This is a genomic window from Trichocoleus sp. FACHB-262, assembly GCF_014696035.1.
GTDB lineage: Bacteria > Cyanobacteriota > Cyanobacteriia > FACHB-46 > FACHB-46 > Trichocoleus.
Genome location: NZ_JACJPK010000086.1, coordinates 181,421 through 202,305 on the forward strand (window position 1 = coordinate 181,421; position 20,885 = coordinate 202,305).

Genomic DNA, 20,885 nt, shown 5'->3' on the forward strand with positions numbered 1-20,885 from the left:
GATTTTTATAGAGTTTGGATTACGCCTGAGGATAGAGTTGCTTCGCAATAAGAACGCATGACTTTAGGCTTCATCTCTCTAGAGCTTCCTTGAAGCCTCTATCGTAAGAAATAAAGCGACATCAACCAGCTGATCAATATTGTTCTAATCAACTTTTTAGTAGATATGAAAACGGATGACTTTTCAAACGAAAATTTAGAGCCGTCAGCTAGTACAGCAGCAATTTCTCGGATTAACTTGTTGACCATGTTCCGGTTAGGGTTGTTTCAAATGGGCTTAGGCATTATGTCTTTGCTCACCTTGGGCGTTCTCAACCGCGTGATGATTGATGAGCTGAAAGTTCCAGCCTTGGTGACGGCTGGAGCGATCGCGATGCATCAGTTTGTCGCTCCAGCGCGGGTTTGGTTTGGCCAGATGTCAGACTCTAAGCCATTTTTGGGCCATCACCGCACAGGCTATGTTTGGGTAGGCGCTGCCTTGTTTGCGATCGCCTCTTTCCTCGCGGTACAAGTGATGTGGCAATTGGGGAGTAACTTGCAAACTCAAGGCTGGACTGCTCAAACCTATGGATGGGTAGGGCTACTAGGGTTAGTTTTTGCCATTTATGGATTGGCGCTTAGCTCTAGCTCAACCCCCTTTGCCGCCTTGCTGGTAGATGTCTCAGATGAAAGTAACCGCTCGAAGCTAGTAGGCATTGTCTGGTCAATGCTGATGGTCGGCATTGTGATTGGAGCCATCATCATTAGTGTGGTGCTGAAACCATTGGCCTTAGATGCGCCGATCGCGGCTGTGCAAGCATCGATCAATCGCGTGTTCATGATAATTCCGGCGGCTGTGTTTGGTCTGGCGCTGCTGGCGACGGTTGGGGTAGAGAAGAAGTATTCCTGCTATGCTTCTCGCTCTAGCCTGGCCGATCGCGAAGATAGCATCACTTTTGGACGTGCCCTCAAGATTCTGACCGCTAATCGGCAGACTGGGTTATTTTTCACTTTTCTCTTGGTGATGACGATTAGCTTGTTTATGCAAGAACCTGTGCTGGAGCCTTACGGGGCGCAGGTTTTTCAGATGCAGATCTCAGAAACAACGAGGCTGAATGCTTTTTGGGGCATGGGAACGCTGCTGGGCATTAGCTCCACTGGCTTTTTGGTAGTACCCCGCTTGGGTAAGCAGAAGACGACTCGTTGGGGCTGCTTCTTGGTGGCATTGAGTTTTCTTTTGATTATTTCGTCGGGCTTTAGTCAAAATGCCAAATTGCTCCAAGGTGCTTTGTTCTTGTTTGGCTTGGCTTCTGGGATCACCACGACCGGGGCGATCAGTTTGATGCTCGATCTCACGGCAGCAGAAACAGCAGGCACTTTTATTGGTGCTTGGGGTTTGTCCCAGGCAATGGCTAGAGCGCTAGCAACTGTGACTGGCGGAGCGGTACTCGATATTGGCAAGAAACTGTTTAGCAACTTAGTCTTTGCTTACGGCTTAGTGTTTGCACTGCAAGCTGTCGGGATGGTGTTAGCAGTTTGGTTTTTAGGGCGGGTAAATGTGCAAGAATTTCGCAGCAATAACAAACAGGCGATCGCGGCTGTGCTAGAAGGTGATCTAGATTAATGACTGATTTTTGGACGACGATTCTTGACTTTGCTGAGGCGACGACGGCTAGAGTCGGTAAGCAGTTACTGGCGGATTTTGGTCAAGCGCAAGCAGCAGAAAAAGCGGATGGTAGCTTAGTCACCCAATCCGACCAGTGGGCCGACCAGGAATTGCGAGAGGCGATCGCGGCGGCTTTCCCGGAGCATGGGGTGTTGAGCGAGGAGGTAGAGCACATTTTTCCGGGGACGGAATGGTGCTGGATTATTGACCCGATAGATGGCACGACCAATTTTGCCCGCGGCATTCCGCTTTGGGGAATCTCTCTAGGGTTGCTGTATCGTGGTACGCCTGTGTTTGGGTATGTGCATTTGCCGACGTTGGGCCAGTCGTTTCATGGGTTTTGGTACGGTGATTCTGGATTGAGTGGGCCTACTGGGGCGTTTCTCAATCGCCAGCCAATTCATAGCAGCGCCGATGAGCCTTCGCGCAATCACTTTTTCAGTTTGTGCGCCCGCAGTACAGCGGTGATGCAAAATCGCTTTCCTTGCAAGATTCGCATGTTAGGGGTGGCGACTTACAATCTGCTGACGGTGGCGCTGGGTTCGACGTTGGGTGCGGTGGAGGCAACTCCGAAGATTTGGGATATTGCGGCGGTGTGGGCGATCGCGCAGGCGGGTGGAGCAACCTGGGTGCCGTTGGAATCGGAGCCGATTTTCCCGCTGCAAGTGGGGCAAGATTATGGGGAGCGATCGTTTCCGACTTTGGTGGTCAGCCGGGGGGAGTTAGTGCCGTTTTTTAGGCCGTATGTGGAGTTTTTGGAAAAATAAGGGTTACTTGAGCGAATCAAGAACTTGAGGGCACCTGCCCTCAAACTCCCGCTGAGGGACGGTTGCGTCCCCCAGACCCCCTCCAAAAGTGGTTTTGTGGTGTGGGGTTCTACTTTTTGTTCATGGCGAGAACACCACTAAATAGCATTAGTAAGGCTCCAGCGAGGATGGCGATCGCAAGTCCCCCTAAAATCCAATCCAGTCCAGCAGTATTTTCCATAAATAAACCTTCATCCTTCCTCCCTCATCCTTCATCCTTCCACAGATAGTCCGCGATCGCTCTACCTCCGTTTTCTATATTTTCTGGGTTGAGTAGGACTAAGCGCTGCACGAAGTTAGGGGTGTTTTTGAGGCGGCGAGCGACTCGGCTGGGGATGCCGTCTCCGTAGATGATGTGGCCTTGTCCAGCAAGTACGACTATTTGATAGTTGGGCTGCGTGGTGGCAAATTGAGCGATGCGGTCGGCCATTGTTTCGTCCCACAATACTTGAGCTTGAAAGAACTGCTCGAAGTTGTTGCTGGAGCTGTGGCCTTGATGCATCTCTTCGTAGATTTTCTGGATGCGTTGGCGATAGGCAGCGTTGTCGGCGTGGATTTCTGAGGCAGGCGGAATAAATTGGCGATCGCTGGCCGTCAAACTGTCTAAGCCTTGTCGAGCGACTTTGCGGGTGATTTCGGTAGGGGTGTTAAGGGCGATCAGAGGTAGACGTTTAGCTTTGGCAAAGCGCAAAATCGGGGCGTAGTACTCCCAGTCGTAGCCCCAACGTTGATCAAATTGGCTTTGTTGACGCAGCTCTGCCTCGGTGATCTGGCCTGTTAGATAGCGATCGAGCGCCGGTTGATAGGGGCGCTGAAACATTTCTAACGCGATCGCCCGTCGGGGCTGTTTTTGGTGAAGCGCTTGAATAATTCTGAGTTGTGCTCGATGATCGGCTGGGCTATCGTGAGTCTCGCCTAGGTAAATCACATCGGCGGCTGCTAGTTGGCGGAGGACCGTTTGGGGACTCAAGCGCTGCTGCATTGGGCTAAAAATAGTTTGGGCAGGAGCAGGTGAGGTAAAACACAGAAAAAGGCCAAGCGACCACGCCCAAAGTTTTATTAGCTGACCTTTGCTCATGCTTTCCAACTGTCCCTATTGCTGTACCAAACTTTTTTCACCATAACGAATAATGCTTTGGGAAAGGGCATGCTGATAGCATTTGCAGCAGGCCACAGGTGAGCTGACAAATTTAAGCTGTCTTTGCGCCAGCTAGAAACCTTGCCATTGAGCCAAACACTATGCAGCGTTTTGAGTACATAACGGTTTACGTCAATGCTTCTGGGTCTTATCAGGCAGCTAATGGTAGCTGGAGAAACATGAAAGAATTAGGTGAGCAAGGCTGGGAATTAGTTTCAGTGGTGAGTGACGCAGCTAAGGATATGGTTGCCTTCTTTAAGCGACCTCAGCAGTGTAGTTAAACGAATGGAATCGAGCTAGCAGAGCGATCGCAGCTTTCAACTCTGCATTTCCACCAAAGTTGTTCAACTTTTTCCGGAGCTACCCACCCCTTTCTAGAAGAAAGGAATGGTAGATGCACCCTGAATTTAATCCCTGGCCTTGCGCTGGGGATTTTTTTTATGCCCACAACGCCTCGGCATGATAGCGAATATGGTCTTCCATGAATGTAGCGATGAAGTAATAGCTATGGTCGTACCCTGACTGCATTCGCAAGGTGAGGGGTTGCCCTACCTGGGTACAGGCTTGCTCAAATAACTGCGGTTTTAGTTGATTTTCTAGGAAGTTATCTGCTGTGCCTTGGTCGATCAGAATCGGACGCTGCCAATCAGCCCTAAGAATCAACTCACTAGCATCATAGGATCGCCACTGTTCCTGATCTGCACCCAAATAATTGCTAAAGGCTTTTTGTCCCCAAGCGCAACGTATGGGAGCCACAATTGGCGCAAAGGCAGATACTGAAAGATAGCGATCGCGATTTCTCAGCGCACAAACCAGCGCCCCATGACCCCCCATTGAATGCCCAAAGATACCTTGGCGATCGCGCTTCACCGGAAAATGCTCTGCGATCAGCGCTGGTAGTTCTTCGGTGATGTAGCTATACATCCGATAGTGCTGGCTCCACGGCTCTTGGGTAGCATCGACATAGAATCCAGCGCCTGTACCAAAATCCCAATCTTCATCTTCACTAGGAATACCTGTATTGCGTGGACTCGTATCCGGTGCCACGAGCATCACCCCGTGCTTGGCGGCAAACTGCTGTGCTCCTGCTTTGGTAATGAAGTTTTCTTCGGTGCAAGTCAGCCCAGAGAGGAAATACAACACAGGCACGGGTTCTGTCTTGGCTTGGGGCGGCTGGTATACCGCAAATTTCATCTCACCGTTACAAGCAGAAGACAGGTGACTGTAAAAGCCGACGGTGCCGTCAAAGCAGCGATATTGATTGATGACTTGAGGAGATGCAGGCATGGCGAAATGGGGGTTCACAGCACTGGCATTCTAATCAATCCACGTTCCCTCGCCTATACACCACGCTCAGTCGTGATAGATTGCAACTCAATTTATTTGACTTTCAGCCATCCCATCATCTGTCCGACTGTTAATTGCAACTCTGCTGCAAATGTGGGTGTCGGGAAGCGATCGCTCTCGGCATCGAAGGATTGCGGTTGTTGTTTGGAAGTGTAGACCAGTACCAGTTGTTCAGCGGGGTCAATTAACCATCCCATCTGCGCTCCATAATTGAGGCAGTGGAGGATATTGGTGATGACGCGAGTTACGGATTGATCGGGGCTGAGAATTTCAATTGTTCAATCAGGCGGTGCAGCAAATGTATTTGCGATCGCACCATCCTCATTGGTGGGAATGCGTTCCCAAGTGAATACTGCGATGTCAGGAACGATAGAGCGATCGCCAAATGTGCAGCGTAGTTCAGGCAGGGCTAGCGCAATTTGAGCGTCTTCAACAACAGCGTTAATCGTGGCGGTTAGCTTTTGTTGAATGCGGCTATGCTGTCCCTGCGGCATTGGCTTCTGAAAGACTTTTCCCTCAATAAACTCACTCGCTGGCTCGGTTTCTGGCAGTTTGAGAAACTCGTCTAGCGTGATGGGTTTGGGCGATGTTTGTACCATCAGTAGCCATCCTTCTACAGCCCTATGCCTTATATTTTAGCGATCGCTTGCTTTCACAATAGCCTGCTGCTCATAATGCTGAAGTGCTTAAACTGTAACTAGTGAGAGATTACTACACCAACATTCGCCAATAATACAAAAGTTGAAAATTCTTTTTGTTTCTTTGAATCCAACATTTTTATGAATTAAAAATGTAATTTCGATGCCTAAATACTCTTGATTTATTCACAACCTTATACTGTAAGTTATTCTTTTCTTCTCATTCAAAATACCTCAGATATTATCAGGCTGAATCAACATGAGTAAAAACAATAAAAACTCGTCCGTAGACAATTTGGTTTTTGAGAGAAGAGTTGGTCTTCTTCTCGGTTGCCTGGTTATTATTTCTTTTATAGTTTTGATTTTTTATCCACAGAGCTTTAATAATACTACTTCTGCTGTCATTCGTTTCTTAGCTGCCTTCACTGCTGGAGTCTCAGCTTATCTTTTTTCAGGTACTCTTAACTTGGAAGCAAAGATACCTTTTAATGAAACCCAAATTAGAGCAACAGGTGCATTTGCTGCATTTCTTGCTGTTTTTCTTTTGTTCTTTAATGGTATTTCTACACCTAATTCTGATAACTCTAATCAGTTAATAGAAACCTTGCCCAATGGTAAATATTTTTATGGTGTAGCCTCAACACCAAATGAAAAACAGGCAAGATACATTATCTTTCAAAAAACTGGTCCCGTAATAGAAGGAATAACCTACTTTAATAAGCCAGGGGACAATTTGGCATGCTTAACAGGTTTATTGTCATCAAGCTCGATAGTTGAAGGTACATATATTGACTATGCAGAAAGTATGGGTGATGAGAATGCCAAACTAGCTTTTTAAAAAATTAAAAATCCTGTTGATTTGAGCGGATTCAACAGATTCAACTTTGATCAAGCGCCTAGTAATCTGAAGGAACTACTGCCAACTTGTTTAGAAGATATTAAAGGTCAGTCTCCTAATATTTGATTTAATTAAAATAAAGAAATAAAAAATAAGGTGAGCTGGTGCCCACCCTACTTACGAAAAAAGTTGTGATTAACAATTAACCAAAGATGCTGCCGAAGAATTCGATTGCTTCTTTGAGAGATTCGATGAAGACATCAATTTCTTCGCGGGTGTTGTAGAAATACAAACTCGCCCGTGCTGTAGATTGTGCCCCTAAGTGGCGGTGTAGTGGTTGCGTACAGTGGTGCCCAGCCCGAATCGCGATTCCTGCTTGATCCAAAATCGTCGAGAGGTCGTGGGGGTGAACTGCGCCCACCGTGAAAGCTGCTAGAGCAGCGCGACCTTTGCCATCTTCCGTGGGTTTGGGGCCATAGGTGCGGACTTCGGGCAGCTCGGCTAAGCGCTGGTACAGGTAAGCGGTGAGTTCTTCTTCGTAGGCGTGGATTCTGTCCATGCCCAAGCCCATCAGGTAATCCACCGCAGCACCAAGGGCGATCGCTTCGGCAATAGCAGGTGTGCCCGCTTCAAACTTATGGGGCAAGTCGGCGTAGGTGGAGTGATCGAGAAACACATCCGCGATCATCTCACCACCACCCAAGAACGGCGGCATCGAGCGCAGCAGAGACAGCTTGCCGTAGAGGAAACCGATTCCAGTCGCCGCACACATCTTATGACCAGAGCCGACCAACCAATCGCAGTCAATGTCCTGCACGTCAACTGGCATGTGGGGCAAGCTTTGGCAGGCATCGATCGAGACTTTCGCGCCATGTTGGTGAGCGATCGCGCAAATCTCTTTAACGGGGTTAATGCAGCCCAAGGTGTTGGAGACATGCACCACGGAGACGAGCTTGGTCTTGTCGGAAATCAGCGACTTGAACTGCTCTAAGTTGAATTCTTCGGTTTCAGTTAGCTCCACAAATTTGAGCACCGCACCCGTTTTCTGCGCCACCAACTGCCAGGGGATTAGGTTACTGTGGTGCTCCATCACACTCAGGATGATCTCGTCGCCCTGCTTCAGCGTACTCAAGCCCCAAGCGTTCGACACCAAGTTGATCGCTTCGCTGGCGTTGCGGGTGTAGATGATCTCTTGCCGAGATGCCGCATTGACAAACTTAGCAACTTTATCTCTTGCGCCTTCGTAAGCATCCGTCGCCCGCGAGCTGAGCGTATGCACACCCCGGTGGACGTTGGCGTTATCGTGCTCGTAATAGTGTTGCAACGCTTGCAACACGGCTTTAGGTTTTTGGGAAGTAGCCGCGTTGTCTAAATAAACCAGGGGTTTGCCGTTGATTTCCTGATCCAAAATCGGGAAGTCAGCGCGGACCTGAGCGGCGAGAGTTCTTTCCTGAGCGATAGTCATGGTTCTAAAAGGCTCGTTGTTTCACTAGCTGAGACAGGCGATCGCGCACAGAGGCAACGGGAATTTGGTCAATAATCTCGATCGCGAAGGCATAAACCAAAAGCTGACGGGCACTGGTTTGATCCAGACCACGACTTTGCAGATAGAAGATTTCATCCGGGTCAATCTGCCCCACCGTTGCGCCGTGACTGCACTTGACGTTATCCGCTGTGATTTCTAGCTGCGGCTTCGTATCTACACGGGCTTTGGGGGAGAGGAGCAAGTTGCGGTTGAGCTGTCCTGCGTCAGTGAGTTGTGCCAGTTTGGGCACAAACACTTTGCCGTTGAATACCGCTCGTGCTTGCCCATCCACAATGGTTTTGTGCAGTTGGCGGCTGCTGCCGTGAGGTTGGGTATAGGCGATCGTGCTGTGAGTATCGCCGAGTTGGTCTCCAGCCACGAGCGTCAAGCCGTTGAGGTTGGTTTCGGTCTGCTCTCCAGTTTGGAAAATTTCCAAGTTGTGCCGCGACAGTTTTGCGCCAAAGCTAACCGCATTGCAGGTGTAGCGGCTGTCTCGCGCTTGGCTGACCGCAGTTTTGCCAATGTGGAAGGCATTTTGGCTGTCCCGCTGAATTCTAGTGTGACGCACCTGAGCATTTTGTTCGACCCAGATTTCCGTTACTGGATTGGTGAAATATACACCCTCGCCCACCGTGACATAGTCTTCTACTAGCGTGACGCTACTCCCTGTTTCGGCCACGACTAAGCAGCGAAACTGGGATAGCACGGGGCGATCGCTTGCAGTGGAGACAAACAGCAGATGAATCGGCGTTGCAACCTCTTGGTTCTTCGGAATCCAAACCACAGCAGCATCGCTTAAACCTGCAGTGTTGAGTGCGGTAAAAACTTCTTCCGCACCGGGCTGCTTCGCCAGATAGTTCTGCGATCGTGCTTTCAACTCCTCTGGTAAAGCAGCCAAATTGCCGACAAAGATACTGGCTGGGAGATTGGCGATCGCGGAGAGTTCGGAGGCATACACACCATTGACAAACACCAACCGACTCTCAGCCGCCTCTGGCAACGCAAAGGTTTGAACGGCTTCAGAGCTAACTGCCAACGGCTGAGTATCAACTGCCAACTCCACTTGCAACAAGGGCGACAAATCGGTGTAGCGCCACTCTTCATTGCGAGTTGTGGGGAAGGTTTGCTCTTGTAACAACGCCGCAGCTTGTGATCTGAGTTCTGGGAGGCGATCGCTAACCGTCACCTCAGCGCTTTGAGCCAACTTCAACAACTGAGTTAAGTATGCTTCCCGGTTGCCAGCAGCGCTAGAATTTGTCGTTTGTTCGGGAGAAACTTGAATCGTCATCGTGCTGCCACCTCAGCCGCGTCTTCTTCTCTCACCCATTCATAACCACGCTCTTCGAGTTCCAGCGCCAGTTCTTTACCACCTGTGGTCAAGATGCGACCGCCTTCCATCACATGCACAAAATCAGGAGTAATGTAGTTGAGCAAGCGCTGGTAATGGGTGATCAGAATGGTGGCATTTTGAGGATTGGCAATCTGGTTAACGCCGCCAGACACAATCTTGAGCGCATCAATATCTAAGCCAGAATCGGTTTCATCCAGAATGGCTAGCTTAGGTTCGAGCAGCGCCATTTGCAGAATTTCGTTGCGCTTTTTCTCGCCACCCGAGAAGCCTTCATTCACGCTACGATTCAGAAACGCGGGGTCCATCTTGACCACATCTAGCTTCTGCCGCACCAAATCATCAAAGTCAAAAGCGTCGAGTTCTTCTAGACCTTGGTGTTTACGACGCGAGTTGTAAGCCACGCGCAAGAAATCGATATTGCTGACCCCAGGAATTTCCAGCGGATATTGGAATGCTAGAAACACACCCGATCGCGCCCGTTCTTCGGGTTCCAGCTCCAGCAAGTTCTTACCCAGGAAGATGACCTCGCCACCCGTGACTTCGTAAGCGGGGTGCCCTGCCAAAATTTTGGAGAAGGTGCTCTTGCCAGAACCGTTTGGCCCCATGATGGCGTGAATTTCTCCAGCTTTGACTTCCAGGTTCAAGCCTTTGAGGATTTGGGTGCCGTCCACATTCGCGGTCAGATCCCGGACGGATAAGATAACTTCGCTGTTTTCAATGATCATTGCAACTGATTAAACTCTGGAATGCTTGAGGGTTGAGGGATTCGAGCAAGTTGAAGAGAGGGAGGCGATCGCTTCTTGGTTTCTCCCCTCTCCTCGCAGGAGAGGGGCTGGGGGAGAAGTCTTAACCCACGCTGCCTTCTAGCTTCAGGGCCAACAGACGATCGGCTTCGACTGCAAACTCCATTGGCAACTGGCTGAACACATCCTTACAGAAACCGCTGATCATCATCGAGATCGCATCTTCCATCGAGATGCCGCGCTGGGTGAAGAAGAAAAGCTGGTCTTCGCCAATCTTGGAAGTTGAGGCTTCGTGCTCCACCTTGCCCGTGTTGTTCTGCACTTGGATGTAAGGGAAGGTATTAGCTTGGGCATTGTCACCAATCAGCATCGAGTCACACTGCGAGTAGTTGCGTGCGCCCTCCGCTTTCGGGCTAATCTTCACCAAACCGCGATAGCTGTTCTTAGAGTTGCCCGCCGAAATCCCCTTGGAGATGATGGTGCTGCGGGTGTTCTTGCCGATGTGGACCATCTTGGTTCCCGTATCGGCTTGCTGCATGTGGTTGGTCAGTGCCACTGAGTAGAACTCACCCACGGAGTTGTCACCAACCAGCACACAACTGGGGTACTTCCAAGTGATGGCCGAACCTGTTTCGACTTGGGTCCAAGAAATCTTGGAGTTCACGCCTTGGCAGAGACCGCGCTTGGTGACGAAGTTATAGATACCGCCTTTGCCGTTCTCGTCGCCTGCATACCAGTTCTGGACAGTGGAGTACTTGATCTCAGCATTGTCCATCGCTACCAATTCCACTACAGCGGCGTGGAGCTGGTTGGTGTCGTACATGGGGGCAGTACAGCCTTCTAGGTAGCTGACTGAGCTGCCTTCTTCGGCCACAATCAGCGTCCGCTCAAACTGCCCTGTGTCACCACTGTTGATCCGGAAGTAGGTAGACAACTCCATCGGACACTTGGTGTTTTTGGGAATGTAGACGAAGGAACCGTCGCTAAACACCGCCGCGTTAAGGGCCGCAAAATAGTTATCGGCTACAGGCACAACGCTACCGAGGTACTTCTGCACCAACTCTGGATACTCACGCAACGCTTCGGAGATCGAGCAGAAAATCACGCCCTTCTCAGCTAGCTTCTCACGGAAAGTTGTAGCCACGGAAACGCTATCGAAAATGGCATCGACGGCGACGTTGGCAAGGCGCTTCTGCTCAGTCAGCGGAATGCCCAGCTTCTCAAAGGTTTCCAGCAGAATGGGGTCTACTTCGTCCAAGCTCTGCTTCTTCTGCTTCTGCTTGGGTGCGGAGTAATAAATGATGTCTTGGTAATTAATTGGGGGGTAGGTGACATGGGGCCAAGTTGGCTCAGTCATCTTGAGCCACTGGCGATACGCCTTGAGGCGAAACTCCAGCATGAATTCTGGCTCTTCTTTCTTGGCCGAAATCAGGCGAACGGTATCTTCGCTTAATCCACGGGGTACGGTTTCTGACTCGATGTCCGTCACAAACCCATACTTGTAGGGCTGATTGACGAGTGTCTTAACGCTTGCAGTCATCGGTAGTGTTCTCTCAGGACTCTAGGGATCGGAGGCGGCTGAACAGCAAACCTGGGGCGAAATGAGACGCTAGGTCAGCAAACGAGGAAAGTGTGTTCTCTAGGAAAAGGAATCGAGTCAGCCGCAGGCAAAAGGCTAGAAATTAATATTGATTGGTCACAGCTCTAACTTCTTCAAAGCTGATTTCCTGCTTGTCCCCCCTAAACTCGTTGTCCTCGGTGAGGAAGAGCATGCAGTGGCACTCTTTGCGCTCGCGCATGGGGACGCAAGGGCAGTTCCAGAAAGCAGCGGCTACTTCTGCTTCTTTGTCTTCGTAGTGACGGCAAGGGCAGAGGGGAGCACCCAGTTCGTCCTTGTGTTTGGCTAACCCTTCGATCACAACAGCGGTGACACCGGGGTCCATACAGAAGTAGGTTCCTGTCCGTTTGGCATAAGTTTCTGAAAAGTGCCTCATGGCTTCGAGGCTTTTTTCTGTTGCTTGCTGGCTTTCAGGGGTCGTTGAATTCATGAGGCAGGATGGCAGGACAAACTGAACTACAATCTATAATTAAATAATTAAAACAACACTTTCGTTGCTTAATTTCTATTTTAGGGTACTTTAGAAACAATTTAGTTGTCAAAGTCTGTTCGCGCAATTTTTGCCGTTCGCTTTAGCTGGTTTTGAGACAAGGATGGCAACGACACAGCAACCTTCTACGAAACAGGACATCCTGCATCATTTATTGAAGCAGGGCCAAGCGACTGCCCAAGAACTGGCGGAACACTTGAAGCTTAGTCCTCAAGCAATTCGCCGTCACTTGAAAGACTTAGAGGCGGAGGGGTTGATTTTGCACGAAGTTGTGCATGTCAGTATGGGGCGTCCCAACCACGTCTACAAGCTCAGCCGTCAAGGTCGCGATCGCTTCCCGGACCGTTACGAAGAATTTGCCCTTTCGCTTTTAGATACGCTGACCGAAACAGTGGGCCGTGAGCAGGTGGGAGTACTACTCCAAAAGCAGTGGGAACGCAAGGCGGCAGAATATCGCGATCGCGTTGGTTCAGGATCGTTGCAAGAGCGGGTGGCTAATTTAGTTGAGCTACGACGGGCTGAAGGCTATATGGCTGAGTGGCACTCTGTGGCTGGTCCTGAGGCGCAATCCGTTTCGACTCAATCAGATCAGGCTGAGCGCTATGTAGTGACAGAGTATAACTGCGCCATTTCGCATATTGCGGAGTCATTCCCTAGTGTGTGTGGTCATGAATTAGAAATGTTTGCAGCGGCATTACCCGGTTGTACCGTAGAACGGACTCACTGGATTGTGAATGGCGAACATCGCTGTGGGTATTTGATCCAGACTAAAGCAGCAGTTGGCAACTAGCGCTGAGCAGGGTAGTTGGGCAGAATAATTCTCTAGAAAGGTTTAGTCTGGACTCATTGTTTCTAAGCTAGTAGCGATCGCCTTTAATGTCGCTGCTGGCTGTCCACTGCAAACTGCCATGATTAATTGTTGACTATGACTCAACCCCAACAACCTACGACCCAGTTTCTTAGCTTGGAAGAATCTGCTGCTGTAGATGCGGCGTTGCTGTCGTCTCATGAAAAATTCTTGACTCGTCTCACCATTTCTTCCCTACAGTTGCTGAAACACATTGCCCAAAATGCGGGAGTAGCGATCGAAGAATTGACCCCAGAGCAAGTAATTGCCTGGTTTGAAGAAGATGGTAGGGTTCGCCGCGAACACGGATCAGAAGCTGCGTTCCTCAAGTGGTAGCAAACTGAGACAGAAAAAAGCGATCGCTCCTTTTCTTCATTAGACAGAGCGATCGCCTGGGGAGAACAGAGGAAATCGGTAGATTAGCGCGAATACAGCAACTCGCGAGACTCTTGCTTGACCACACCGGACATGGTGGCCTGTTGCAGTTTCATGAAAGCCCGTAAGTCTTGGGCATCGTACTTTTTAGCCAATAACTTCCGGAGTTGCTCTTCTGCTTCCACTGTCAAACAACCGGATGTGAACGCCTGTTGGACAATTTCACGAATCAGCAGCATGAGGACACCCTGTAAATTTACTGGTAGAAAGATAGGGTTGAAATGAATTCTTGATCAAAAGACGGTGTCTTTACGCAGTTGTTCCTATCGTTAGAATTTTCTCTGGCTTGCTGGTGATACACCAGTCCTAAAGGACTTACGAAATTGGCGGGTTGTCAGTCAAGATTGTCTACACTAGCAATGGTGATTTGCACCCCTGTATTGGAGCTGACAACCTTGAGCCTCACGCTTTACTTTCTCCGCCACGGTCAAACCACTTGCAGCCGCGAAAACCTCTTTTGTGGCGTGATCGACCCTGAACTCACCCCTGACGGTTTGGCAATGGCTCAGGCCTTTGCTGTCGCCTATAAAGCCATACCCTGGACAGCAATTTTTTCTAGCCCCATGAAGCGGACGATCGCCACAGTGCAGCCGCTTTGTGAGGCGACAGGCTTACAACCAGAACTGCGAGACGGGCTGAAAGAAATTAATTATGGCAAGTGGGAAGGCAATACAGTAGCGACAGTGAGCCAGGAATTTCACGATGATTACTTACGGTGGTCGGCTGACCCTGCTTGGTACCCACCCACGGAGGGAGAACCAGCGGTGGCGATCGCGACCCGAGCCTTACAAGTCATCGAAGAAATCAAAGAACGGTTTAATGACGGTAATGTCTTGATCGTGGCGCACAAAGCCACAATTCGGATTACACTTTGTGCCCTGCTGGGCATTGATGTAGGCCGTTTCCGCTACCGTTTGGGTTGCCCAGTGGGCTCGGTGAGCATCGTTGAGTTTGGTGCGCATGGGCCGCTACTCAAAGCCTTAGCCGATCGCACCCATTTAAGTGAAGAATTGCGATCGCTCCCAGGCACCTAACGTAGAACAAAAGCTTATTTGGGCGAAGCTGTACCAAACAATTTCAGCCTATATTGCGTGACTAGCGATCGCGATACTGCTAGATTACTTCTGCTCAGAGCGGAGTTTTTGCAGAATCTGAGTGCGCTTTTCTTGCCACCATTCGTCAGTCATGTAGCCTAATTCATCACTCTCTAAGGTTTCGGTTAACAACGTTTCTAACTGTCTTTTGTTAACTCGTTCTTGATCTTGGTGAATTAAGTGCTGAATGTACTCGCTGCTCGTATCGTAGCCGCCAAAAGTAACTTGCTCCTCAACAAATTGGTGAACTGCTTCAGGTAGCGAAATATTCAGAGTAGACATTAGCCATTGCCTCCATGTGCATCGCCATCAGAGTTGTGGCAAAACTGATTAAAGCCATCAATACTGCCTTATTTTTTCTGACTCATGGTTATACTTCCTCTGTCTTGAGGTTGTACTTCCTACGTCTTAAGAGGGATTGCGCTACAACTAGACTTTACCTAAAGACAGCCATAAACCCTACTACTCTTGAGTTAAAGCTAATTAGTATTGGGTTTTATGTATGCACTTCGATCTAGGCGCGATCGCCCGTTAATCTAGAAATTATTCTTTAGAATCCCGCGTCGCTGGACCCAAAACAGTAGAATTCGAGCGTCTAAAGCTGGTTTCATCTTGTTGGAGCGAACCAAGTCTTTAATTCCCTCCCGAAAAACACCACTTTTAACTTATTGGAATTGCCGAGTCATGTTAGACCCAGTTACAACCCTCAGCATCTTCCAAAGGCAGCCAGAGCCACAGCACTTCTCAACTGATCAAGTCATCTTTGAAACCGGGCAACCCGCTGAATTAATGTATGGCATTCTTTCAGGGACGGTTGGCTTAGTGATCAACAACCGAGTGGTAGAAACGTTGGAGCGAGGTGAAGTGTTTGGGGTTGGCGCGTTAATTGGTGCAAAAACCAGAAATTATACGGCTGTGGCCGAAACCGATTGCCAACTAGCGTTTCTGGATCAAAAGCGGTTTCTCTTCGCCGTCCAAGAAACTCCTATCTTTGCCCTAGAAGTGATGAAAAGCTACTCCGAGAGACTCAGCCGTTTGTTGCAGCTACTTTAAGCAAGCTGAATCTACTTCACATAATCAAGAGTCTAGGATAGAGAAGCAGTTTTGAGTGTAGGTGCTTGTCAGTTCCTAGACGTGTTCTCGTTTGTCAAAACAAAAGTTGTCAAAAGCAAGGCGCGACAAGAGTTTTAGCAGCTTTGCAAACCCAAACTACTTCTGACGTACAAGTTGAAGCCAGTAGTTGCTTGGGACAATGTGGCAATGGCCCCATGATGCTCGTGTTGCCTGAGGAAGTCTGGTATTGTCGGGTGCAGCCTGATGAAGTAGGTGCGATCGCCGAACGCCACTTAAAGCAGGGAAACCCCGTGCAGGGCATGCTTTATCGCAAGTTTCATCCAGCTGATCAGCCAAAACAGTCAAAATAGCCAAAATAATAGAGACGCGATCGGCACGTCTCTACAACTTATTGCAATCCTAGCTCCAGTCTAGAAGCTAGAAGTCTTGCCCGTTTCAGCTTGAGTCGGAATCGGCTGAACATCGGTATAGCCCATGTTGGCAGCAATTTCTCGGAACATGGAAATTTGATGCTCAAAACCTAGGTGTTCGGTTTGAGAAAGTAGGTTGTTGATGCCTTCAGCCGCGTTGTAGTCTCCAGGCAAATCAACTACTGTTTCGCCCATTGCTTGCGCCCAAGCAAACCAAACCATTAGTTGATTATTTTCCTTTAAAGAGCCATAAGCCCGTGAATATTCGGTGTCTTCACGATTCACAATCTGGCGCATAATTGCCAGTTGTTCGTCATCAGATAATTCGTAAAAATCACCCATTAATTTAGGGGCTAAATTTGGCTCTGTTGCAGCTGGAGCTGCAGGGGTAATTGACTCACCCATCTTCTCGTAAACGTAGTAGAAATAAGCTAATTTCTCATCTGTCCCGAGCTTGTTAAATGCTTCAACTGCTTTTGTAGTATCTTCATTTAGAAGCTGAGATCTACCGCTTTCATGGTCAGAAGTCATAAACTTTTCTCCTAGAGAATATTAAGCTACTCCAGGTTAGAGTTATCACAATTTTTGGAGTGCGATCGCCCCTCAGGAGGGAGAGTTTCGATTACTTAACTTGCTTTAGCGAATCTCTCCACAGGGGGAGGTTGGGAATCTATCCTGGGGGGTTGAGGAAAGCAGAGCCAGCTTTGTTAAAGTCAGGGCATGAAGTTAAAAAACGAAAGTTAGGAGTTCAATATGGCTGACGCAACTACCGATTTAACCCCAGGTGAAGGTCAAAATTTTGATGCTCTACAGGCGACAGAAGAGATTTCTGCGGGTGAACAAAAAGCTCCTAAAGTAAACATAGATGCTGACTACGAAGCTTCTAAAGAATATAGCGTCAGCGACGTTGATCGCAGCAGCCAAGGCGCAGAAGCGGCAGCAGCAGCCACTGCACCCGAACACGAACTTCATGCAGCAGAAGAAACCAAGTTTGAAGCAGAACCTACAGGCGATCCCAGTGACTTCCGGGCAATGGCTCAAGACTTACGCCCTGATGCAGCGAATGCTGGCGACAGCCACGATTTGATGCAAAAAGCTTTTGAAAAAGGGCAGCCTGGTCAATAGGCCGAAAATCTCAAGATTGCTTAGCCTGAGCGCTATTTACCGCTGATTTAACCACCAGTTCATATAGATTAATGCATAACTGAAAATCTTTTGAATTGGTGCCAGCGAGCCAAAAAGCTTCTTTTTCTAAGAAGGTTATACTTACCCCCTATCTAACTCTAAGCTAATCCTCTATAACTAAACTAAACCCAATATTTGTAGGCTGGAATTTATAAGTGTAATTCCAGCTTTTTTGTGTTTAAGAACAGCAGTTTTTGGTGGGATGAGGAGTTGTTGATTATTTCGAGCGATCGCTAATGAATCACTAATTTACTAATAATTTCGGTTCATCAACTTTGCCCGGAGATTTTAGTAAGGCCCAGAGTTGTTCATCAGTAAAATCGGGAATCACTAGCATCGCGCCTAAATCGTAAAGCACTTGGAGATTGTGAGTAGAAGCAATACCAATGGTAGGAATTCCCGCTGCGACTGCTGAGCGAATCCCTGAGGGAGAATCCTCAAAGGTGATCGCGGCTTCTGGAGACACCCCTAGCCGCTCCAAGGCAACGTTGTAGGGGGCAGGATCTGGTTTTCCTACGCCAATTTCATCTGAGATCACTACTGTCTGAAAGTGAGCATTTAGTTTCAGAGTTTCCAGCATGAAATAGGCATTTTCGGGTGGGGCATTCGTCACGACTGCTAGAGGTATTTGCTGTTGCTGTGCCCAATCTAGAATTTGGGTCAGCCCTGCCATAGCTGTAATTTCTTGTGTCGCTAATTCCCGAAAGCGTAATTCTTTAGCATCCGCAAGTTGTTGCCCTGCCTCCACAGACAAATTTGGCAAAATCTCTTCAATAATCACGGGGTTGGTCTTGCCGCTAATCTGGGTTTTGTAAAACGTCTCGTCAATCTCTATTCCGTGTTCGCTGAGGTGTTCTTGCCAAGCTCGGAAGTGAATGGGATCGGTGTTGGTGAGGGTGCCATCCAAGTCAAATAAAATTGCTGCCAGCATGATATGAGGAGTTAAGGGACATCGAGCAAAGGAAGAAAACTAATCTGCTTCCCTTGTAGGATACCGAAACAAAGCTTTACCTTTTCAACACTTCAAGAAGTTCTGCCACGTCATGACGGGATACGAAATTGAAACGGAGCGGCTACAGCTTCGACTCCTAGCGATCGCTGACTTAGAAGCTCACCATCGGCAAATTACTGCCAATCCGTACGTGATGAAAACGCTGCCCTCGTCTCGGTCTTTGAGCTGGGAACGAGGCCAAGCTGTTTTGACTAACTTTATAGAACACTGGCAACATCACGGCTTTGGGCTGTGGGCAATGGTTGAGAAGCAACATGGGGAACTGATTGGGCATTGCGGATTGCAGTGGTTGCAAAACACGCCCGAAGTAGAGTTGGCTTACGCGATCGCCCACGATTACTGGAACAAAGGACTCACGACAGAAGCTGCCAGAGCTAGCGTGCGCTTTGGTTTTGAAACACTGCAACTTCAGCGTATTGTCGCGATCGCTCTTACCCACAACATCGCCTCGCAACGAGTGATGCAAAAAGTAGGGCTGAAATATGAAAAACAAGCTCACTATTACAATCTTGAGGTGGCTTACTACTCACTCAACCGAGAAGACTATCAGTCAAATGATTCGTTCTATCGGTTTAGACCTGTTGGTTAAGGAGTAGCGATCGCAAACTCCACACCATAAGCCTCCAGCAAGTTACAAGTTTCGTGATCGTTGAGGTTGGTGTCGCTCAGTTCCAGGTTGTAGAAATCCACAAAATCAGCGTCGAAATAGGGGCCAGCGTGCCAGGTGCCGAGGTTAAGCTTGATGAAGCAGTCACCGGGGATTTGGAACGCAGCAATCTTATCTAGGTCAGGCTGCGAACCTGGAGAAGGGGGCGCTACAGCCAGTAACCATTCCTTCCCTTCGAGCGACCCCAAACATTGGGTGCATTGAACGTGGCGAGTGATGTTGTGGAACTTCCGACCTTTGCTGTGCAGCCGCATGATGTAGAAGCGAGGCGTACCGCGATCGAGCACCAGTTGGGCATCCTCCGAGTCAAACAGCTTCCCATCCGTACTGGCAGCAATCACTTGGCCGTAAGGTTGAAAGTTTTCTGGCGTAATCGGCTGCGCGGGTAATCGTTCCAAGATAAATGTCCTCATGGCCGAACTTTGATGTTTTTCTAAGCTACGGAGCGATCGCACTTATGCCTAGGGTTTTGCAACGGGTAGCTGTGGTTTTGTAGCGGCACCCTGCTGGGCTTGGAGTTGGTTAATCACTGCAAAACGAATGTCTCGTTTCTCTTCTACTAGCTTGATGTCAGGCGATTGGAACGTCAAAAAGCCTAAATTGCTTTCTTGACCTGTCATTAAAAAGTCATTAATAGCAACACGGTACATCCGATTTGGTTGCAGGGGCTGACCTTGAATTAACCAACTGTTAGTACTAGCATTCCAGTCCACATTCGCAGTTTGCAAGTAACCGCCCGTTCCTCGATTATCTCGTCCTTGAGTGAGAGCGCGCTGAAGAACCTCACCCTTCATCTCGACCGACAGCACCTTACCGCCAAACGGCAGAATCCGGATCACATCGTATTGCGTGATCGGCCCTGCGGGAATGCGATCGTCAATACGAATCGAGCCACCATTAAAAATTGCCAACTCAGCTCCCTCCACTTCCCGCAGCATCGCCTGAGCCACAAGCTTCGTTAGGTTAGTGGGAGAGTTGCGAACACTGGATTCCAGCCCATCTAAAGTTTCACGAGTAGTTGCGATCGCCTGCTCTGGATTAAATCCGTCGGCCCGGAATCCTGCAAAGGCGCGATCGACCCATTGCTGCACTACTTTGGCAGTGCGGGCATCCTCTGGCATGGCATCTGTGATGGGCTGCAAACGAGAGTTGATTCGTAGACAGCGAGTTTGGGTGTCGTACTGCAAATCATGAATGTAAACGGTACGGGCATTGGCATCTGCCTTAAAGATCGGCGTTAAACCTGCGTTGCATTTCCGAGCTTTATTGGTTTCACCGACGACTCGCCACTGTTGCATATTCTCGTGTTCGTGCCCACCTAGAATTAAGTTGATCTCAGGAATCGTAGCGGCGAGTTGCTGGTCTTGTTCTAGGGAGAGGTGAGTCAGCGCAACAACTACATCAGTTTTGTCTTGCAGGGCTTTGACTTGCTCCTGGGCTGAGGCGATCGCGTCTCGATAACGCACGTAGTCTTTCTGGTTACTATCCAAAGTCACCCCGATTAAGCCAACTCGGACAACTTCTCCTTGCTTGCCTTTTGCCTTCACAATCTGAGATTGAGCTACACCGGGAAATGCCTTGCCTGCGGCATCAGTGACGTTACCCGAAAACCAACGAAACTTCGACTCTCGCAATCGCTGCCGAAACAACTCCTCGGACAAGTCGAACTCGTGGTTGCCGAAGGTAGCGTAGTCCAAACCCATCACATTCAACACGGCTACCATTTGTTGCCCTGCCAAGCGTTGCCCATTGACTTTAGCGGTACCCAAGGCAGAAGGGCTGAAGAAATCGCCTGCTAAAACGGTGTAAGTGTTGCGGTTCTGGCGCAAGAGCTGTTGTCGCAAAGCCGCTACTCTTGCTAAACCTCCTCGCTTCCCTCCTTCAACTGGCGTGATCTCATAGACATCGTTGAGATGCAGCAAGGTAAGGTTAACTGTTTCTGCCCAGACAGGACGAGCGAGGCTCAGAGCTAATAGTTGCAAAGCCAAGCCGTACCATTTCCATCGTTGCTGCATAGGTCTCA

24 protein-coding genes and 1 pseudogene are annotated in these 20,885 nt (G+C 49.1%); 11 read left to right on the forward strand and 14 right to left on the reverse strand.

What is annotated here, in order from left to right; translation table 11 throughout:
• The first annotated feature begins 165 nt into the window (after nucleotides 1–165).
• Both H6F68_RS18305 and H6F68_RS18310 read left to right on the forward strand, forming a co-directional pair.
• Nucleotides 166–1,602 carry an MFS transporter gene (locus tag H6F68_RS18305; RefSeq protein WP_190561195.1) on the forward strand — a complete coding sequence of 479 codons (1,437 nt, stop codon included), beginning with the start codon at nucleotides 166–168 and terminating at the stop codon, nucleotides 1,600–1,602.
• Entirely contained in the window at nucleotides 1,602–2,411 is an 810-nt protein-coding gene (locus tag H6F68_RS18310) for an inositol monophosphatase family protein (RefSeq protein ID WP_190561197.1), read from the forward strand. The genes H6F68_RS18305 and H6F68_RS18310 overlap by 1 nt, the downstream gene beginning before the upstream one ends.
• A gap of 244 nt (nucleotides 2,412–2,655) precedes the next feature.
• Here H6F68_RS18310 and H6F68_RS18315 read toward each other — a convergent pair whose 3' ends face one another.
• Nucleotides 2,656–3,528: a ChaN family lipoprotein gene (locus H6F68_RS18315; protein ID WP_190561199.1), complete on the reverse strand. Its 873-nt coding sequence runs from the start codon at nucleotides 3,526–3,528 to the stop codon at nucleotides 2,656–2,658.
• A gap of 161 nt (nucleotides 3,529–3,689) precedes the next feature.
• Here H6F68_RS18315 and H6F68_RS18320 point away from each other — a divergent pair, with 161 nt between their 5' ends.
• The gene (locus H6F68_RS18320) at nucleotides 3,690–3,869 is read left to right on the forward strand and encodes a DUF4177 domain-containing protein (RefSeq protein ID WP_190561201.1); all 180 of its coding nucleotides are present in this window, start codon (nucleotides 3,690–3,692) and stop codon (nucleotides 3,867–3,869) included.
• Nucleotides 3,870–4,026: 157 nt separating this feature from the next.
• Here the strand turns inward: H6F68_RS18320 and fghA are convergent, their stop codons facing one another.
• Together fghA and H6F68_RS18330 are read right to left on the reverse strand one after the other, a co-directional pair.
• Nucleotides 4,027–4,875, reverse strand: coding sequence for an S-formylglutathione hydrolase (gene fghA, locus H6F68_RS18325; protein WP_190561203.1), 849 nt, complete (start codon nucleotides 4,873–4,875; stop codon nucleotides 4,027–4,029).
• A 92-nt stretch (nucleotides 4,876–4,967) separates the two neighbouring features.
• Nucleotides 4,968–5,534, reverse strand: a pseudogene (locus H6F68_RS18330) (Uma2 family endonuclease).
• 298 nt (nucleotides 5,535–5,832) lie between these two features.
• On the opposite strand from H6F68_RS18330, the gene H6F68_RS18335 reads away from it, so the two are divergent.
• Nucleotides 5,833–6,411, forward strand: coding sequence for a hypothetical protein (locus H6F68_RS18335; RefSeq protein WP_190561205.1), 579 nt, complete (start codon nucleotides 5,833–5,835; stop codon nucleotides 6,409–6,411).
• Nucleotides 6,412–6,613: 202 nt separating this feature from the next.
• Here H6F68_RS18335 and H6F68_RS18340 read toward each other — a convergent pair whose 3' ends face one another.
• The 5 genes from H6F68_RS18340 to H6F68_RS18360 all read right to left on the reverse strand — a co-directional run bounded on the left by H6F68_RS18340 (nucleotide 6,614) and on the right by H6F68_RS18360 (nucleotide 12,078).
• Nucleotides 6,614–7,870, reverse strand: coding sequence for a SufS family cysteine desulfurase (locus H6F68_RS18340; RefSeq protein ID WP_399314654.1), 1,257 nt, complete (start codon nucleotides 7,868–7,870; stop codon nucleotides 6,614–6,616).
• A gap of 10 nt (nucleotides 7,871–7,880) precedes the next feature.
• Complete coding sequence (gene sufD, locus H6F68_RS18345) at nucleotides 7,881–9,224, reverse strand: Fe-S cluster assembly protein SufD (RefSeq protein ID WP_190561209.1); 1,344 nt, start codon at nucleotides 9,222–9,224, stop codon at nucleotides 7,881–7,883.
• The gene (sufC, locus tag H6F68_RS18350) at nucleotides 9,221–10,012 is read right to left on the reverse strand and encodes a Fe-S cluster assembly ATPase SufC (RefSeq protein ID WP_190561211.1); all 792 of its coding nucleotides are present in this window, start codon (nucleotides 10,010–10,012) and stop codon (nucleotides 9,221–9,223) included. The genes sufD and sufC overlap by 4 nt, the downstream gene beginning before the upstream one ends.
• Nucleotides 10,013–10,133: 121 nt before the next feature.
• Nucleotides 10,134–11,570, reverse strand: coding sequence for a Fe-S cluster assembly protein SufB (gene sufB / locus H6F68_RS18355; RefSeq protein ID WP_190561213.1), 1,437 nt, complete (start codon nucleotides 11,568–11,570; stop codon nucleotides 10,134–10,136).
• 142 nt (nucleotides 11,571–11,712) lie between these two features.
• Nucleotides 11,713–12,078 (reverse strand): ferredoxin thioredoxin reductase catalytic beta subunit, encoded by a 366-nt coding sequence (locus H6F68_RS18360; protein WP_190434286.1) that lies wholly within the window; start codon nucleotides 12,076–12,078, stop codon nucleotides 11,713–11,715.
• A gap of 163 nt (nucleotides 12,079–12,241) precedes the next feature.
• Here H6F68_RS18360 and sufR point away from each other — a divergent pair, with 163 nt between their 5' ends.
• Together sufR and H6F68_RS18370 are read left to right on the forward strand one after the other, a co-directional pair.
• The gene (gene sufR / locus H6F68_RS18365; RefSeq protein ID WP_190561215.1) at nucleotides 12,242–12,928 is read left to right on the forward strand and encodes an iron-sulfur cluster biosynthesis transcriptional regulator SufR; all 687 of its coding nucleotides are present in this window, start codon (nucleotides 12,242–12,244) and stop codon (nucleotides 12,926–12,928) included.
• A gap of 135 nt (nucleotides 12,929–13,063) precedes the next feature.
• On the forward strand, nucleotides 13,064–13,321 hold the full coding sequence (locus H6F68_RS18370) for a hypothetical protein (protein WP_190434282.1): 258 nt from the start codon (nucleotides 13,064–13,066) through the stop codon (nucleotides 13,319–13,321).
• 83 nt (nucleotides 13,322–13,404) lie between these two features.
• On the opposite strand, the gene H6F68_RS18375 is transcribed toward H6F68_RS18370, so the two are convergent.
• On the reverse strand, nucleotides 13,405–13,599 hold the full coding sequence (locus tag H6F68_RS18375) for a hypothetical protein (RefSeq protein ID WP_190434281.1): 195 nt from the start codon (nucleotides 13,597–13,599) through the stop codon (nucleotides 13,405–13,407).
• Between the two features lie 180 nt (nucleotides 13,600–13,779).
• Here H6F68_RS18375 and H6F68_RS18380 point away from each other — a divergent pair, with 180 nt between their 5' ends.
• A complete protein-coding gene (locus H6F68_RS18380) occupies nucleotides 13,780–14,454 on the forward strand; it encodes a histidine phosphatase family protein (RefSeq protein ID WP_399314452.1) in 675 nt (224 codons plus the stop codon).
• 84 nt (nucleotides 14,455–14,538) lie between these two features.
• Here H6F68_RS18380 and H6F68_RS18385 read toward each other — a convergent pair whose 3' ends face one another.
• Complete coding sequence (locus H6F68_RS18385) at nucleotides 14,539–14,796, reverse strand: type II toxin-antitoxin system ParD family antitoxin (protein ID WP_190434279.1); 258 nt, start codon at nucleotides 14,794–14,796, stop codon at nucleotides 14,539–14,541.
• Between the two features lie 402 nt (nucleotides 14,797–15,198).
• Between H6F68_RS18385 and H6F68_RS18390 the strand changes: the two genes are divergently transcribed.
• Together H6F68_RS18390 and H6F68_RS18395 are read left to right on the forward strand one after the other, a co-directional pair.
• Nucleotides 15,199–15,567, forward strand: a complete 369-nt coding sequence (locus H6F68_RS18390; protein WP_190434277.1) for a cyclic nucleotide-binding domain-containing protein — start codon at nucleotides 15,199–15,201, stop codon at nucleotides 15,565–15,567.
• Between the two features lie 65 nt (nucleotides 15,568–15,632).
• A complete protein-coding gene (locus H6F68_RS18395) occupies nucleotides 15,633–15,938 on the forward strand; it encodes a ferredoxin (protein WP_190561217.1) in 306 nt (101 codons plus the stop codon).
• Nucleotides 15,939–15,998: 60 nt separating this feature from the next.
• On the opposite strand, the gene H6F68_RS18400 is transcribed toward H6F68_RS18395, so the two are convergent.
• Nucleotides 15,999–16,529, reverse strand: a complete 531-nt coding sequence (locus tag H6F68_RS18400) for an orange carotenoid protein N-terminal domain-containing protein (RefSeq protein ID WP_190555065.1) — start codon at nucleotides 16,527–16,529, stop codon at nucleotides 15,999–16,001.
• A 222-nt stretch (nucleotides 16,530–16,751) separates the two neighbouring features.
• On the opposite strand from H6F68_RS18400, the gene H6F68_RS18405 reads away from it, so the two are divergent.
• The gene (locus H6F68_RS18405; protein WP_190561219.1) at nucleotides 16,752–17,123 is read left to right on the forward strand and encodes a hypothetical protein; all 372 of its coding nucleotides are present in this window, start codon (nucleotides 16,752–16,754) and stop codon (nucleotides 17,121–17,123) included.
• A 304-nt stretch (nucleotides 17,124–17,427) separates the two neighbouring features.
• Here the strand turns inward: H6F68_RS18405 and H6F68_RS18410 are convergent, their stop codons facing one another.
• Entirely contained in the window at nucleotides 17,428–18,114 is a 687-nt protein-coding gene (locus H6F68_RS18410) for an HAD family phosphatase (RefSeq protein ID WP_190561221.1), read from the reverse strand.
• Between the two features lie 112 nt (nucleotides 18,115–18,226).
• Here H6F68_RS18410 and H6F68_RS18415 point away from each other — a divergent pair, with 112 nt between their 5' ends.
• The gene (locus tag H6F68_RS18415) at nucleotides 18,227–18,784 is read left to right on the forward strand and encodes a GNAT family N-acetyltransferase (RefSeq protein ID WP_190561223.1); all 558 of its coding nucleotides are present in this window, start codon (nucleotides 18,227–18,229) and stop codon (nucleotides 18,782–18,784) included.
• Here the strand turns inward: H6F68_RS18415 and H6F68_RS18420 are convergent.
• Together H6F68_RS18420 and H6F68_RS18425 are read right to left on the reverse strand one after the other, a co-directional pair.
• Nucleotides 18,781–19,275 (reverse strand): ureidoglycolate lyase, encoded by a 495-nt coding sequence (locus H6F68_RS18420; RefSeq protein ID WP_190561225.1) that lies wholly within the window; start codon nucleotides 19,273–19,275, stop codon nucleotides 18,781–18,783. The two genes, H6F68_RS18415 and H6F68_RS18420, sit on opposite strands and share 4 nt — an antisense overlap.
• Nucleotides 19,276–19,323: 48 nt before the next feature.
• A complete protein-coding gene (locus tag H6F68_RS18425) occupies nucleotides 19,324–20,877 on the reverse strand; it encodes a bifunctional UDP-sugar hydrolase/5'-nucleotidase (protein ID WP_190561227.1) in 1,554 nt (517 codons plus the stop codon).
• Nucleotides 20,878–20,885: the final 8 nt, after the last annotated feature.